Consider the following 13742-nt stretch of genomic DNA (forward strand, 5'->3'; position numbering starts at 1 on the left):
CGGTTCGCCTCCGGTCACAGGCCGGCGGGCCGGCCGTCCGAGGACGACCGGCCCGCTGAGGCGTACGCGTTACAGGGTGCTGCCGCTGCTGCCCGAGCCGGACGGCTTGCGGGACGTGCTGCTGGCAGTCGACGACCCGGGCGTCGAGCCGGCGCCGGACGAGCCGGACTTGGCGCCGACGGTGGCCGGGGTGCCGGCGAACGCGTCGTCGGCGGCGGTCAGCTCCTGCCGGTGGCCGTTGCCGCTCAGCTTCTCGCCCAGCTTCGACTGGCCGAGCTTGTCCTTGCCTTCGCTGTAGAGCCGCGTCGCCTGGGCCTGGGCGACGCCGGCCGCCTCCTGGACGGTCGGGTGGTCGAGCACCTTGCGGCCCCGGATCACCAGCTCCTCGTACTTCTCCCGGCCGGCACGGGCGCCCAGGACGAATCCCGCAGCCAGCCCGCCAAGAAACATAATCTTTCCGCGCATGGCGGCTCCTTCCGTACCTGACGCGCCGTCGTCCCGCCACATACCCGTCGGGACAGACCGATGCGCCTGCGTCCTGTCGTCGGCAGCTAACTACCCATCCTGCTCTCCGCTCATACCTCCTTGTGCCGCGATGACGATTTGTCCCGTTATATCCCTGGGTCGGCGTGCGGGTGGGCGCGGGGTAACCCCCTGGACCAAGACCCCGGGGAGTCCTGTACTCTTGTCCCGTCGCACGGAGCCGGAGAGATCCGAAAGCCGCGTGACCGCACGGTCCCCCGTAGCTCAATTGGCAGAGCAGCCGGCTGTTAACCGGCAGGTTTTTGGTTCGAGTCCAAACGGGGGAGCTTCTCTCCACCCAACGCCCGCCGACTGACCGGCGGCGTTTCGTCGTTCCGGCCCCCGGGTGCTCTCGCTGGTCCTGGCAGTTCCGGCCCGACGAACGGCGCAACCCCGGTGCACCGGAAGTGCGAGATCGACGCAGCAGGCGTGGGCGGTTTCGGCTACCCACGACCGGTTCGACGGGCAGGATGGGTGGGGTCGGCTTAGACTTCCGCTTGCGTCGATCAGTGCGTCGAAATCACGGGTGGTGCGGATGTCCGGACGAGGCGGGCGGGTCACGCTGATCGCACTGCTGGTCGTCCTCGCCTGGCTGGTGGTCGGGGGTGTGGCCGGGCCGTACTCCGGGCGGCTCGGTGAGGTCGCCACCAACGACAACGCGTCCTTCCTCCCCGCCGACGCCGAGGCGACCCGCGCCCAGGAACTGTCCGAGCGGTTCGTCGACGAGCCCACACTGCCCGCGCTCGTCGTCTACGAGCGCACCACCGGCATCACCGACGCGGACCGGCAGCGGATCGCCGCCGACGCCGCCCGATTCGCCGAGGTCCCCGGCGTGGTCGGCCCGCTGCCGCCCCCGATCCCCAGCGAGGACGGGCAGGCGGTGCAGGTGGTCGTCCCGATCGACGACGACCGGGGCGAGGAGATCGGGACGGTCGTCGAGGACCTGCGCGCCGTCGCCGGCGCCGACCGGGACGGGCTCACCGTCGACGTGGCCGGGCCCGCCGGCCTGCTCGCCGACCTGATCGAGGTGTTCTCCGCGATCGACGGGACGCTGTTGCTGGTCACCCTCTGCGTGGTGCTGGTCATCCTGCTGGTGGTCTACCGCAGCCCGGTTCTGTGGATCTTCCCGCTGCTCGCCGCCGGCATGTCCTTCGCGCTGGCCTCGGTCTTCGTCTACCTGCTCGCCGACGCCGGCGCGATCACCCTCAACGGGCAGGCCCAGGGCATCCTCACCGTGCTCGTCTTCGGCGCCGGCACCGACTACGCGCTGCTGCTGGTCGCCCGCTACCGGGAGGAGTTGCACCGGCACGAGCGCCCCTGGCACGCGATGACGGCGGCCTGGCGGGGCGCGGCCCCCGCCATCGTGGCCTCCGCCGGCACCGTCATCGTCAGCCTGCTCTGCCTGCTGCTGTCCAGTTTGAACTCGAACCGCGCACTCGGGCCGGTCTCGGCCATCGGCATCGCCGCCACGCTGCTGGTGATGCTCACCTTCCTGCCGGCACTGCTGCTGCTCGGCGGGCGGTGGGCGTTCTGGCCGCGCCGGCCACTCGTCGACCGCGCCGACCCCCGCGCCGAGCACGGCATCTGGAGCCGCGTCGCCCGGTTCGTCGCACGGCGGGCCCGCGTGGTCTGGCTCCTCACGAGCGTCGCGCTGGCCGCGTCGGCGGTGGGCCTCACGCAGCTCGGCGTGACCACCCTCGGCCAGAGCGACCTCTTCACCGAGCGGACCGAATCGGTCGCCGGGCAGGAGGCGATCGCCCGGCACTACCCGGCCGGCACCGGCAGCCCCGCCACCGTCTTCACGACGCAGGAGACCGCGCGGCAGGTCGCCGAGGTGGCGCGGGGCGTGCCCGGCGTCGCGGCGGTACGCCCGGTAACCGACAACCCGACCGGGCCGCCGGCCCCGAACGCGCCGCCGAAGGTCGTCGACGGCATCGTCCAGTTGGAGGCGACGCTCGCCGACCCGCCGGACTCCGACGGCGCCGAGCGCACCATCCGGGACCTGCGCGTCGCCGTGCACGCCGTACCGGACTCGGACTCCGTGGTCGGCGGCTTCACCGCGATCAACGTGGACACCGCCGACGCCTCACGGCGCGACCAGAACGTCATCATCCCGGTCGTCCTGCTCGTCATCGCGATCATCCTGGCGCTGCTGCTGCGGGCGATCCTCGCCCCCGTCCTGCTGATCGCGACGGTGCTGCTCAGCTTCGCGGCCACCCTCGGGCTCTGCGCACTGATCTTCACGTACGTCCTGGACTTTCCCGGCGTGGACGCCTCGTTCCCGCTCTTCGCCTTCGTCTTCCTGGTGGCCCTCGGGATCGACTACAACATCTTCCTGATGAGTCGGGTCCGGGAGGAGTCCGTCCGGCGTGGCACCCGCGCCGGCGTGCTCGCCGGCCTCGCCGTCACCGGCGGTGTCATCACGTCCGCCGGCATCGTGCTCGCCGCCACGTTCAGCGCGCTCGCCGTACTCCCGCTGGTCGTGCTCGTCGAGCTGGGCGTGGCGGTCGCCGTCGGGGTGCTGATCGACACCATCGTGGTGCGCTCCCTGCTGGTGCCCGCCCTGTCGTACGACATCGGTCCGAAAATCTGGTGGCCGGGCCGGTTGTCGCGGTCCAACGGTGAGCGGGAGGTGCAGCGTGCTGGCTGAGACCGACGTGGTGATCGTCGGCGGCGGCCTGGCCGGCCTGGCGGCGGCCCGGCGGCTGCACCGGGCCGGCGTGCCCTGGCGCCTGCTGGAGGCGAGCGGCCGCCTCGGCGGGCGCGTCGCCACCGACGCGGTCGACGGCTTCCTGCTCGACCGCGGCTTCCAGGTGCTCAACACCGCCTACCCCCGGCTCGGCACGCTGCTGGACGTCGACCGGCTCCACCTCGGGTACTTCACCTCCGGCGTTCTGGTCCGCCGGGGCGGCACCCTGACGCGGCTGGTCAACCCGCTGCGGAAGCCGGCCGGCGCGCCCGGCACCGCCCTGGCCGGCGTCGGCTCGCTGCCGGACCGGTTGCGGTTCGCCGCGCTCGCCGCCGGCTGCGCCACCCTGCCCGCCCGGCGGCTGCTGGAGGCACCGGAGACCACCACGGAGGTGGCGCTGCGCCGCGCCGGCCTCTCCGACGCGATCGTCGAGGAGCTGCTGCGGCCGTTCCTCTCCGGCGTGTTCATCGACCGCCAGCTGGAGACGTCCAGCCACGTGTTCGCGATGGTGCTGCGCTCCTTCGCCCGTGGCCGCATCGGCCTGCCGGCCGAGGGGATGGCGGCGCTGCCCCGGGCCGTCGCCGCGCCGCTGCCCACCGACCTGATCGACCTGGACACCCCGGTCGCCGAGGTGGCGCCCGGCCGGGTCCGCACCCAGGCCGGCGACGTCGCGGCCCGCGCCGTCGTGGTCGCGGTCGACCCGCCGGCGGCGGCGACGCTGCTGCCGATGCTGGCCCGGGTACGCATGCACAGCTACACGACCTACTACCACGCGACCGACACGCCGCCCCTGGACGAGCCGATCCTGCTCGTCGACGGCGACCGGCGGGAACTGGTCGCCAACACGGTCGTCGTCAGCAAGGCCGTGCCGACGTACGCCCCGCAGGGGCGGCACCTGGTCGCCACCTCGGTGGTCGGGCCGTCCGCCCCACCCGAACCGGTGATCCGGGAGGAGCTGACCCGCCTCTACGGACGCTCCACGGCGGACTGGACCCACCTCACCACCGTGGCGGTCCCCGACGCGCTGCCCGCCGCGCCGCCGCCCCAGGGCCGCCTGCGTAAACCGGTGGCCCTGGGAGAGGGGCTGTTCGTCGCGGGCGACCATCGGGACAGCCCGTCCATCCAGGGGGCGCTCGCCAGCGGCTGGCGTACGGCCGGCGTGGTCCTGGCGTACCTGCGCCCACCGGCCTGACACCTCCTCGCGCGGTGGCCTGACTGCACGCTGTTATCCTCGCGTTGCCCATCGTGCTGCTGCGCCAGGCGCCGTGAGCGAGGGGAGCCGGTTCGTGCTGGCCGCTGATCAACCGGGCGGGTTACGATCCGGCGCGGTGCCGGGGCGGTAGCTCAGCCGGTTAGAGCAGGGGACTCATAATCCCTCGGTCGCGGGTTCGAGTCCCGCCCGCCCCACCTTGTTGATCTTTCGTGCGAACCAGCTGGCCGCGGCGCGTCGCGACGCTCTGTGCGGCTGCTCGACGCGGACTGCGGCTGGCCGCGGATCCGCCGCCGGATGTACTAGCGTCGAGGGAATGAGGAACCGCGCTGCGAGGTACGAGCCACTGACGGTGGCACGCCTAGGTGCTTTGCTCGTTGGATCCGACGAGACGCGACGGTGGCGGCTGGTGGCAGAGTTCCTTGAGGAGTACCGATGGGAACCAGCCGAGATGCGCGCCGGTCTGCTGGACCAGGAACCAACGTCTACCGGCGACGAGCACTGGGATGTGTTCCTCGCGGCATTGACGGAGCACTTGGCGGCCAAGGACGGGCGGGGTGCGCCGCCGTGGGTCGAGACGCGGTCGCTCCGGCGATTCTGGTTTCCCTTCAACACGCGTGCCGCCCGGGTCGACGCGGTGGTACACGCGCCAGCAGCGTTCCGTCGTCGGGGCGTGTACGTGTCGGCGCAGGAGTTGAACGTCGCGTGAGCCTTGATGATCCACTGTTGGACCGCGCGGCGATCGAGGATGCCTTCCGCCGGCTCGGGGACCGGCTGTCGAGGCGAGGTGTGGTCGCGGACCTTTACATCTTCGGCGGGGCGGCCATGGCTCTGGCCTACGACGCCGACGGGCTACTCGTGACATAGACGCCGTGTTCCAACCCCATGGCATTGTGCTCGACGAGGCTCGGATGAACTCGGCCTGCCGCACTGGTGGCTCAACGAGCAGGCGAGTGCCTATGTCGCTCCGGGCGGTGATGCGACGGCTCCGCGCGTATTCGATCACCCGGGGCTGCGAGTGGCGGCGGCCTCTCCGGAACATCTGTTGGCCATGAAGGTGCTTGCCGCACGACGGCGGGACGCCGAGGACATCCGCTTCCTGGTCGGTCACCTCGGGTTGACCAGTGCGGAGCAGGTCCTCGCCCGGTGCGCGGAGATCTTCCCGGAGGAGGAGGTCCCAGGCCGGGCAAGACTCGTGCTCGACGACGTTTTCGACGACTCGTAGCTGCGTCATCGGGCTTCCAACGTCGTACGGGAACTGCGCGAACGCAGCGGTAACGGCTCACCGGCGATCGTGGCGGTGTGGTTCGCCTGGTGGTACCTCCGGCCCACCAGCCGTTTTCCCTGGTCAGCCATGCTGCCGGCGACCCGGACGGATCGCATCGAGGTCCGGACCGACGCCCTCAGTCCGCACTGAGTCCGCAGCAGCACGACCCGCCGCCCGGTCGAGGCGGTCCGCCACCTGGTCGAGGTCGTCCTCGAAGAGGTCCGCGTACACGTCCAGCGTCATGGCCGCCGAGGCGTGCCCGAGCATCCGCTGCACCGCCTTCACGTTGGCGCCCTCGGCCACCGCGAGACTGGCCGCCGTGTGCCGCAGCTCGTGCGGTGTCAGGCCAGCGAGCCCGATCGACTCGGCAGCCCGGTCGAAGACCCGGCGACGGAAGTTGTTGTTGCGCAACACCTCGCCACTCGGGGACGCCGCCTACCTCCAAATCGGCGACCTCGACTCCGCCACCGCAGCCATCCGGCCGATCCTCGACCTACCAGCAGACCGCCAAATCTCCTGGATCAAGAAACGACTCGGCCGCTTCGCCGCGATGCTCCGCCGCGACCCGTATCGCGGATCCAGCGCCGCAGACGACCTCTACGACGAGATCCGGAACCTCGGCGGCGGGTAGGCCGGCCCTGTGATCCGACGACAGATCCGCGACACTCGTCCGCCAACTGATGCGCGACAGATCCAGCACCCTAGCCTCGATCATTCACGGCTGATGTCGGCCGCTTTGTTCCCGCGCCTGTGATCGCTGGTGTTCGATGCGACCGGGTCCGGGGCATGGTGGCGGGCCGTCTGTCGCGGCGGTGGGCGTGGTCTCCTTGGGTTCTCCGGTCGTTGGGTCAGGGCTGAGCTGGTCAGCCGGGGGCGGGGATCGCCGCGATTCGGTGGAAAGCGGCGGTGATCTGGTCGGCCCAGGGCCAGGTCGATGGGATGCGTAGCTGGCGGCGGCGTTGGCCTCGGGTGAGGCGGGCGGCGGTGTGTAGCAGGCGGTAGCGCAGCCGTTTCGGTTCGGCTTTGGCCAGGTCGCCGTCGAGGGTGAGCAGTTGTAGCCAGGCGATCAGGTCGCAGGCCATGGCCGCGATCTGGCACCAGGCGGTGTTGATGGCGAACTCGCGTGACGGTAGCCGGCGCAGTCCGGTGTCTTTGGCGCAGCGGATCCGGTCTTCGACGCGGGCGTGGGCGCGGTGGCGGGCTTCCAGCCACTGCAAGGCGCCGACGGTGGTGTTGGTGACGAGCGCGGTGTAGCGCCAGCCGTCGCGTTCCTCGAACAGCGACAACTGGGCGCCCGGGTGCGGCCGTTCGCGACGCACGATCACCCGCATGCCGGGCGGCCAGCCGGCCAAAGCCAGCAGCCCGGTCAGTTCGGCGACCTGCGCGCCGTCGCGGATGCCGCCGCCGGCTGCCAGGGCCGGTGACCAGGCCGCGGCCGGCAGCGCGCTGATGGCAGCGCGTTCCGCCTCGCCGATCGACCAACCGATCGAGTACTCGACGCGTCGGTTGCGCTTGGCGTCCTGCGCGGTCAGCCAGTCCAGCACGGCGTGGGTGGCGGCGGCCGAGTCGCCGCGGATGAGCAGGTGCCGCCGGTGCGCGACCGGGACCTGCGCGAACGCCTCGGTCAGCACGGTGAGGTGGTCGGCGGCGGTGTTGGCTCCGGCGTTGCCGGGCCGCAGTTTGATCGTCAGCAGTTCGCCGGTGTTGTCGCAGGTCACCAGGATCGGATGAAAGCCGTACGTGTGCTTGTAGGTGGCCGCCGCGCCGTCCTTGTCGCTGTGCGCGAGCACGATCGTGGAGTCCACATCCAGCACCACCATGCCCTCGCCGAGATCCCGGCCCGCGGCACGAGCAGACGACACCGACCCGATCAGGCCCCATACCCGGGCACGGACGTTCGCCCGCGTCCTGGCGATCCGACGCAGCCCGACGTCACTGATCTCATCGAGGGCCCGCCAGCACGTCGCCGGCGACGCGACCTGGCCGAACACCTCGCTCTGGTGGCGCAGCACCTCAATATCCGCGATCGCCTCACCGCCGTCGGCGATCATCACCGCCAAGTCGACCAGCACCCGGCCCCGGTCCCGGCCCGGGACGAACCCACGCCGGCTGAGCGCGGCCGACAACGCCTGCGTCAACCCGCTGCGATCAGCCAGCAACCGCAACAACGCCGCCCCCGACATGCGAGACCACACCATGACCGCCGACCTCGACGGACAATCCCTTCGACCACTGGGTAACCTGCACCTACGAAGTGCCTTCCACGCGGGGTACCTGCACGACTCGACACCGGGCAGTTTTCCTTACGTGGCAGGCACTTCGCCATATCTACCGGCCCGCTGGACATCCAAGATCACGGCTGCCGTGAAAGGCCGAGGCTAGTAGGGCCTCAGTTGGCGGGCACCCGGTGGCTGGGCTTGTGCCACGCCTGCACCTACCGGCTCCAGCAGGAGGACGACGCGGGCTGCGGTCCAGACGAGAGATTTCATTTTTGAAATCGGCAGTAAGAGCAGCGGTCCCGCAGCGGTCCCCGTACGGCCCTGGCCGGGTTTGCCAGGGGTGGTGCGCGCCGCGTCACCGGGTTGTGTCGGCGGGGCGGACGGAACCGGCCCGCGGCGCATACGCTTCCGGTCTCGTAGGTCGCCCGATCCGGCGCGCGACCCTCAGAGGGGTGGCGAATGACTCTCATCGACCTGGGTGAACTGCGCGACGTCGAGCACCCGGAGTCGTCGGCCCGCCCGCGCCGGGTGGCCCTGCGGATGCCGGTGTTCCTCGCGGTACTGCTGGCCGCCCTGGCAACGCTGGCCGCGTCGACCCCGCTGCCGGTCCGGGACGTCGTCGTTGTGCCGTCCCGCCTCGGGGCGGACCAGATCGTCGCCGGCGGCCTGCTGATGGTCGTCGATCCGGCGGACCGGCGCGGGGGCCCGCGTTCGATGACGGCGTACCGGCTGTCCGGCGGCGATCCGGTGTGGCGGGTGCCGCTGCCGGCGTCCGGCACGTTCTGGGGCGGCCACGCCCAGGCTGGTCTGCTGCTGGTCACCGGATTCGACCCGGAGTCCTACGAGAGCGAGACCGTGGCGCTGGACCCCCGGACCGGGACGTCCCGCTGGCGGCAGCCGGGCAGAGCCGTCCCCGTGGCCGGCGGGGGCCTGCTCCTGGAGGCCCTCGGCGAGGACGGAAGCGGGGCGGTGCGGGCCGTGGACCCGTGCTGCGGAACGCTGCGGTGGCGCGCCCGGGTCTCGGCGGGAGGTCCCACGTACGGTGCCACCGGCACGCTGGTCGACCGGGTGGTGCTCGGCGATCCGCGGGGGCGGGTCGAGGTGCGCGCCGCCGGCACCGGCGCCGTCCTGGCGACCGCCGACCTCGGCCCCGCGGAAGGCAGTCCGAGCCGGCAGTGGTCGGTCGTTGCCGACGTGCTGGTCAGCGTCGATGGCGCGCGGGTGACCGCGTACGGGCTGGATCGGCTGGACCGGCGCTGGACGGCGACCGTGCCGGCCGCCATGTATGCGATGGACTGCGGCGTCTTCGTCTGTGTTCACGTCCAGCCCGGCAGCCTGTCGGCGCTGGACGCCACGACCGGACGTCTGCTGTGGACCCGGACGGACCTGAACCCGCTGTTGGCGGAGCCGGACGGGCTGATCGTCACCGGGGTGACGAGCGCCACCACCCTCATGGACCTGGCGTTGCTCGACCCGGTCACCGGCGAAACACGGGCGGAGCTGGGCCGCTGGGAACTGGCACCCCGGTGGAGCGGCGACGAGCCACTGCTCGCCGTCCGCCCGCACCCGGCCAGAGGAGCGGTGGTCGCCGAGGTGGATTTGGTGGCGGCCACCGTTCGGATACTCGACGTGCTGCCCGAGGCGGCTGGCGGCTGCCAGGCGGTCGACGGTGGCCTGGTGTGCCTGCGGCACGACGGGTCGCTCGGCCTGTGGCGGCTGCGGCGCTGACCGCATCGGTTCGCCTGGACCGGCGGCGGCATCCGGATCTAGCCGCGATCAGCGCGCCGACCGTGTCGAGGATCAGTTGGCGGACGCGTGTCGCGCATCAGTCGACGGAGGACACGGGTAGGCCGGCCCGTGCCGATACTGCCGATTTGACCTCTTGAGGATCAAGGCGGCCCGCAAGCGGGCCGCGCCGGCCGCGCTCGGCCTGCTGGCGGCGCAAGCGCCGGCATCGGCCGGCGCGGCCGGCCAATGTTGCAGACTGCGCCAGGCACCTAGAACCGATGCCTCCGGCGGGGATCTTCGACAGAGATTTGGGCCGCCCACCTCCACCGTGAGTCCGGGCGGAGCCGAACAGACCTGCTCCCCGGTGTCAACACGGTGGAGCGTTGTGTTGACACCGGGGAACAGGCCCGTTCCACGATGTGCGGACTCACGGCGGAGATGGGCTTTGGGTATAGGCGCGAGGCGGCAGCAGCCTCAGGGGGATGAACTGTACGGCGCGTATTGAACGCTGCGGGACCGGCGACGCCAGGCGGGCAGCGGTAGGCAGCCGGCTAGGCCCTCGTATCCGGTATGGCTTTCGACCGACCCATCGGGCATCACCACCTCGATGAGCGAGCGTTTCCGCGCAAGGACCTCTCGGACGCGTCCCGCGACGACCGAACGAGCCATGTCGTCGAGGAAGGCCAGGTCCTCGGGCACCGGGCACAGTTCCCACCTGCCGCCGTACTCGCCAACCTGTAGGACGATCTCGTCGCCGAAGTCGGCCCATCCGAAGGCGCGAGCGTTGGGATTTGTCGGCGTGATCGTCACAGACAGGCCCCATTTTGGGTTCTCGATCTTCACCTCTGCTGCGTCGGCCAGCTCGTGCGCCAACCGGGTAGCCAGGCCCAACGTCGCAGTGGTTGCCGGACCAGATCCGCCAGGTGCGTCTTGCGAGTTGGTGTTGCTCATGCGCGGGAACTGTACAGCCATCCGTACAGCCAAGTCCGCCTGCGAGCGCTGACGCTGTCCGACAGTGCCGGACAGGCTGACCAGGGACACAGGCGCCCGACCAGCCATCGCTGATCTTCTTCTAGCCCTCCAGGCCGTACCTCAATCGATCAGGTCCGGAACCCGCTCCCGAAGCTCGGCCATCATCCGCGACAGGCCAGCGTTCAGGTCGTCGCCGTCCCACCGCACGAGTTCGCCGCCGAGAGGCTTTCCCGAAACCAGCACTGTCCAGCGGCCCCGTTGACGTTCGCCGTCCATCTTGACGATGGCGACCAGGCCGCGATCCCCGAGCTGGACCAGCAACTCCGTCAGGCACTCGTCCAACCCCATAGCGTCGTATTCGATCACGAACGGCCGACCAGTCCGCATCTAGTCCGCAAGAGGTCAGCGGACGGCGGGGGAGTGGTGAGAGGTGTCGAGAGGCGTTTCCGCTGCTAGAGGCCCGTCAGCGCAGCTCGGCGGGCCGCCAATCTTGATCTCATAATCCCTCGGTCGCGGGTTCGAGCCCCGCCCCACCCGAAACCGCAGGCCAGCGGCATTTCAAGGAATACTTGATCATGCCGCTGGCCTGGCCTTTCACGTCACCTCACAATATGGAAATCGCTGGTCCCCAAAGGGGCCCAGTTCCGATGGTCGGAGTGTTGCCAGGACAGCTGCAGACTCTGCTCCTCCCCGTCCGACCGGTCAGGCCCGCATGCCGAACAGGAAGCGGGTGAATCGGGTACGGCGTACCAACAGGTCGTACGCGGCCACGGTCAGCAGCAGGGACGCGGTGACGATCACGGCGTACTTGACGGGCATCGGGGCGTCCCACCGGACCACGTGGTACGCCACGGCCACCACGACCGGCTGGTGCAGCACGTACAGTGGCAACGCGGCGAGGGCCAGGTAGGCGTACCCCCGTCGAAGCCAGCCGTTCGGTGTCCTGGACGGCAAACCCGCGGCCCGCCGGCGGTCCAGCAGGCCCAGGATCGCCACCAGCCAGCACCAGCCGGCCGCCCCGTACGCGGTCCGCGAGGCGACCGCCAGCGGCGTCCAGCCGGTGAACGGGTCGTCGGCGAACAGGAAGCCCGGCGAGCTGGCCACGAACAGGACCAGCCCGAGCGCCGTGGCCAGCCCCGCATCCCGCCGCATCGCCGCGCGGAACCGGTCGTCGGCGGCGAGCACGAAGCCGTACAGGAAGAACAGCAGGTATGCCCAGCGGCTCCAGCCGGCGTACTCCTCCTCAAGCCCGACCAAAGCGCTGACCAACGCGACCGGTACGGCCGGCAGCAACACCACGCCGCGCCGCCGGGTCGCGGCCGCCAACCCGTCACGGAGCCGGCGGGCGCGGGCGCGGGGCAGCCAGCGGGCGAACGGCGTCAGCAGCAGCGAGTACGCCAACAGCAGCACCACGAACCACAGATGTCCCGTCTCGAAGTGCTCCCCCCGCACGACGAACGGGAACTCGGCCAGGTCCAGCCGCACGGTGAAGAACCGGGACAGGAAATCGAGGTACGACTCGCGGTAGCCGGGGTCGGCCGCCCGCAGCCGCAACCACTGTGGCAGCGGGAGCAGCGTGGCGGTGGCGATCAGCAGCGGCACGCCGAGCCGCAGCAGCCGTTCGACGGCGAACCCGCCCGGACTCCGCCGGTGCAACGAGTGCCACGCGCCGAACCCGGCGATCAGGAGCAGCATCGGCATCGCCCACACCACCGCGAAACCGGCGGCGATCATGGTCGCCTCGGTGGTCTCCGGGTTCTTCACGTAGTAGTCGTCGCGGGCATCGAACACCAGGGCCGAGTGAAAGAACACCAGCCCGACGACCACCAGTACGCGCAGCGCGTCCAGCTCCGGACGCCGTCGCTGTGGCGGGCGGACGTCGTCGTGGCGCAGCCGATCCTGCCGCATGGTCACCGAGTGTGGACGTACTCTGCCATGACGGTCATTGTTTCGGTCTCGGGGCGCCCGTCACATCACCCGACCGGCCAGCCAGGTACGGCTCCCGCGGTTACTCAGGCCAGCGGGACCTGCACCGCCACGTCACGCTGGGAGTAACGGTCCGGAGCAGCGGCGTTCCGAACAGACGTGCGTTGCTGCACCTCTACCGACGCCAGCAGCGCGCTGAGCCGTCCGTGACCGATAGGCGCATGCGTCGTGCGGCTGCCGATGTCACCGACCGGCTGCCGGGATCTTCGAGGACCATGACCTCGTCGGCCCGGAAGACGATGCGCCTCGAGAGATGGCCCGCTCGGCGCGAAGCAACGGCACTCGTAGCCGTCGGGCTCGTGCAGCCTCACCTCCGAGATCTCAACACGTCGAACTCGCAGCCGGGCAGGGACGGGTCGAAGCCGTGCTCGACCAGCCAGCGGACCGCCAGCAGGCTTCGCAACGACCACCACGCGCGGATCACGTCGAGGTCGACGTCGGTGCCGTAGCCGGCGACCACGTCGTCAAGGTGCTCCTCGTGTCCGAGCGTCAGGACGGCGAGGTCGTACAGGGCATCGCCCTGGGCCGCCTCGGACCAGTCGATCACGCCGGTGATCTCGTCACCGTCGACGAACACGTGGGTGATCTGCAGGTCGCCGTGCGTGAACACCGGTTTCCACGGCCGGAGCGCAGCCTCGGCAACCTGGCGGTTGCGGGTGACCAGGTCGGTGGGAAGGACGCCGTTCGTGACGAGCCACTCGCATTCGCCGTCGAGGCGCGACGCGATCTCGTCGAGGCGCCGACCGGGCCATCGCGGCAGGGGCGCGTCGTGCAGCGTCCGCGCGGCCGCACCCGCTGCGGCCCAGGCCGCCGACGACGCGGGCGACGGCTCGCCGAGGCGGCCCAGTGCCGTCCCGGGCAGGGTGGCGAGCGCGAGCACGGGCGGCTTGCGCCACAGGACCTGCGGAGTCGGGATCGGCGCCAACGCCATCGCCTCGACCTCGATGTCGGTGCGCGTCTGATCAGCGTCGATCTTCAGGAACACGTCGCCGACGCGCAGGGTCGCCCGCTCGTCATGGGCGACGACGACCTTGACCTCTTCCACGTCGGCCATTATCGCGGGATGATCATCGACGCCGCCCCGGGTTTATCGCGTGCGACGGCGGGCTGACCGCGTCCGCTGCCCGGCGGCCTCGTGCGCGGCACCGA

Annotated in this window: 13 protein-coding genes, 2 tRNA genes and 1 pseudogene; 9 read left to right on the forward strand and 7 right to left on the reverse strand. The window is 70.8% G+C overall.

Annotated features, from left to right (window positions below; translation table 11 throughout):
- Positions 1–69: 69 nt before the first annotated feature.
- Positions 70–465, reverse strand: coding sequence for a hypothetical protein (locus tag ACN26Y_RS14575; protein WP_422734821.1), 396 nt, complete (start codon positions 463–465; stop codon positions 70–72).
- A gap of 271 nt (positions 466–736) precedes the next feature.
- Between ACN26Y_RS14575 and ACN26Y_RS14580 the strand changes: the two genes are divergently transcribed.
- From ACN26Y_RS14580 to ACN26Y_RS14610, 7 genes are all read left to right on the forward strand, one after another.
- Positions 737–809, forward strand: a tRNA-Asn gene (locus ACN26Y_RS14580).
- 248 nt (positions 810–1057) lie between these two features.
- On the forward strand, positions 1058–3172 hold the full coding sequence (locus ACN26Y_RS14585) for an MMPL family transporter (RefSeq protein ID WP_155330802.1): 2115 nt from the start codon (positions 1058–1060) through the stop codon (positions 3170–3172).
- Complete coding sequence (locus ACN26Y_RS14590) at positions 3162–4403, forward strand: FAD-dependent oxidoreductase (protein WP_422734822.1); 1242 nt, start codon at positions 3162–3164, stop codon at positions 4401–4403. The genes ACN26Y_RS14585 and ACN26Y_RS14590 overlap by 11 nt, the downstream gene beginning before the upstream one ends.
- 141 nt (positions 4404–4544) lie before the next feature.
- A tRNA-Ile gene (locus ACN26Y_RS14595) sits at positions 4545–4618 on the forward strand.
- Positions 4619–4830: 212 nt separating this feature from the next.
- On the forward strand, positions 4831–5130 hold the full coding sequence (locus ACN26Y_RS14600; RefSeq protein WP_155330804.1) for a hypothetical protein: 300 nt from the start codon (positions 4831–4833) through the stop codon (positions 5128–5130).
- Positions 5127–5288, forward strand: a complete 162-nt coding sequence (locus ACN26Y_RS14605) for a hypothetical protein (protein WP_422734823.1) — start codon at positions 5127–5129, stop codon at positions 5286–5288. Before ACN26Y_RS14600 ends, ACN26Y_RS14605 begins: the two co-directional genes overlap by 4 nt.
- A gap of 184 nt (positions 5289–5472) precedes the next feature.
- The gene (locus ACN26Y_RS14610) at positions 5473–5646 is read left to right on the forward strand and encodes a hypothetical protein (RefSeq protein ID WP_422734824.1); all 174 of its coding nucleotides are present in this window, start codon (positions 5473–5475) and stop codon (positions 5644–5646) included.
- Positions 5647–5769: 123 nt separating this feature from the next.
- Here ACN26Y_RS14610 and ACN26Y_RS14615 read toward each other — a convergent pair whose 3' ends face one another.
- Entirely contained in the window at positions 5770–6102 is a 333-nt protein-coding gene (locus ACN26Y_RS14615; RefSeq protein ID WP_422734825.1) for a tyrosine-type recombinase/integrase, read from the reverse strand.
- Between ACN26Y_RS14615 and ACN26Y_RS14620 the strand changes: the two genes are divergently transcribed.
- Positions 6092–6319: a hypothetical protein gene (locus ACN26Y_RS14620; protein ID WP_422734826.1), complete on the forward strand. Its 228-nt coding sequence runs from the start codon at positions 6092–6094 to the stop codon at positions 6317–6319. The genes ACN26Y_RS14615 and ACN26Y_RS14620 overlap by 11 nt on opposite strands.
- Before the next feature lie 232 nt (positions 6320–6551).
- Here ACN26Y_RS14620 and ACN26Y_RS14625 read toward each other — a convergent pair.
- Positions 6552–7935, reverse strand: a pseudogene (locus tag ACN26Y_RS14625) (IS1380 family transposase).
- 431 nt (positions 7936–8366) lie between these two features.
- On the opposite strand from ACN26Y_RS14625, the gene ACN26Y_RS14630 reads away from it, so the two are divergent.
- Positions 8367–9635, forward strand: a complete 1269-nt coding sequence (locus tag ACN26Y_RS14630) for a PQQ-binding-like beta-propeller repeat protein (RefSeq protein WP_422734827.1) — start codon at positions 8367–8369, stop codon at positions 9633–9635.
- 474 nt (positions 9636–10109) lie between these two features.
- Here ACN26Y_RS14630 and ACN26Y_RS14635 read toward each other — a convergent pair whose 3' ends face one another.
- The 4 genes from ACN26Y_RS14635 to ACN26Y_RS14650 form a co-directional block, all read right to left on the reverse strand.
- Complete coding sequence (locus ACN26Y_RS14635; RefSeq protein ID WP_422734828.1) at positions 10110–10586, reverse strand: hypothetical protein; 477 nt, start codon at positions 10584–10586, stop codon at positions 10110–10112.
- 141 nt (positions 10587–10727) lie between these two features.
- Positions 10728–10973: a hypothetical protein gene (locus ACN26Y_RS14640; protein WP_422734829.1), complete on the reverse strand. Its 246-nt coding sequence runs from the start codon at positions 10971–10973 to the stop codon at positions 10728–10730.
- A gap of 336 nt (positions 10974–11309) precedes the next feature.
- Entirely contained in the window at positions 11310–12515 is a 1206-nt protein-coding gene (locus ACN26Y_RS14645) for an acyltransferase family protein (protein ID WP_155330807.1), read from the reverse strand.
- 385 nt (positions 12516–12900) lie between these two features.
- Positions 12901–13647 carry a phosphotransferase family protein gene (locus tag ACN26Y_RS14650; RefSeq protein ID WP_422734830.1) on the reverse strand — a complete coding sequence of 249 codons (747 nt, stop codon included), beginning with the start codon at positions 13645–13647 and terminating at the stop codon, positions 12901–12903.
- Positions 13648–13742 lie beyond the last annotated feature (95 nt).

Origin of the sequence: Micromonospora sp. WMMD558 (assembly GCF_049315255.1) — a bacterium.
Lineage (GTDB): Bacteria > Actinomycetota > Actinomycetes > Mycobacteriales > Micromonosporaceae > Micromonospora.